An 852-nucleotide genomic window follows, 5' to 3' on the forward strand; every position below is an offset into this window, starting at 1 on the left:
AAAACCCCTTCCTCCTCCTTCCCCAAGGAAGGAATCGCACATCCCCCGCTTTTTTATTTCTTCCGAACACCCAAGGTTTCAAACCCATCGCTATAGTGGACGGTCTTAATTGAATTTTAAAGCGATTTCCCTAATTGTAGCCTAAATCAATCAGAAAATGACGCCACCTTTATTCCGTTTGCTGTTTGTAACTGTTTGATATCATTTCAATTCAGGTTTTAAACGTTTCGGGTTTGCTTTTGCCCGGTTCAGTTAACAATCCCGAAACAACCCACTATCGATTGATTATATTTGTTAATATGGAAGAAAAGTTACCTTTAAAACGTTTAAACCATCTCACCTGGCTACAATCGATAATTATCGGTTTTATCTTCTATGTGGTTGTTTATAACAGTGGTACGCCAAGTCATATAATACCGTTTACGATACTTACCATGTCGGGTATCTTGCTGGTAGGATATGCCGATATCTGTTTGATGATGGTGTTGGCGAAATTTTTTTCGATCAGGTCGAAAAAATTTTCAATTTATCGCCGCCTGTTAACCTATCCTGCCAGTATCCTGATTTATCTCCTTTTAAGGCCCTGTTTTTCTTACGTGTCAGGTAAAGCATGGTCATTTTGGGAGCCCGGTTCATTCTTCGCATTTGTTGGATCAGGTATCGTCATCAATACGCTTATTACACTGATACACGATTCCGTGTTATTATACGAACATAAATTGGAAAGCGAACTGGAGCTTTCCAAGTTAAAAGCGGCCAATGCAGAAGCAATGAACCTTGTTTTAAAGCAGCAGATTCAGCCGCATTTTCTTTTCAACGCTTTGAATACACTAAAGGCGCTTTACCATAAAG

The 852-nt window shown here is 39.4% G+C and carries 1 protein-coding gene; it reads left to right on the forward strand.

Annotated elements, in window-relative coordinates; translation table 11 throughout:
* Positions 1 to 299 precede the first annotated feature (299 nt).
* Positions 300 to 852: histidine kinase (locus AC1DPZ_RS28215; RefSeq protein WP_477409778.1), on the forward strand; the 553-nt coding region annotated here is incomplete at its 3' end.

The organism is Mucilaginibacter sp. P4_G9 (assembly GCF_056400985.1).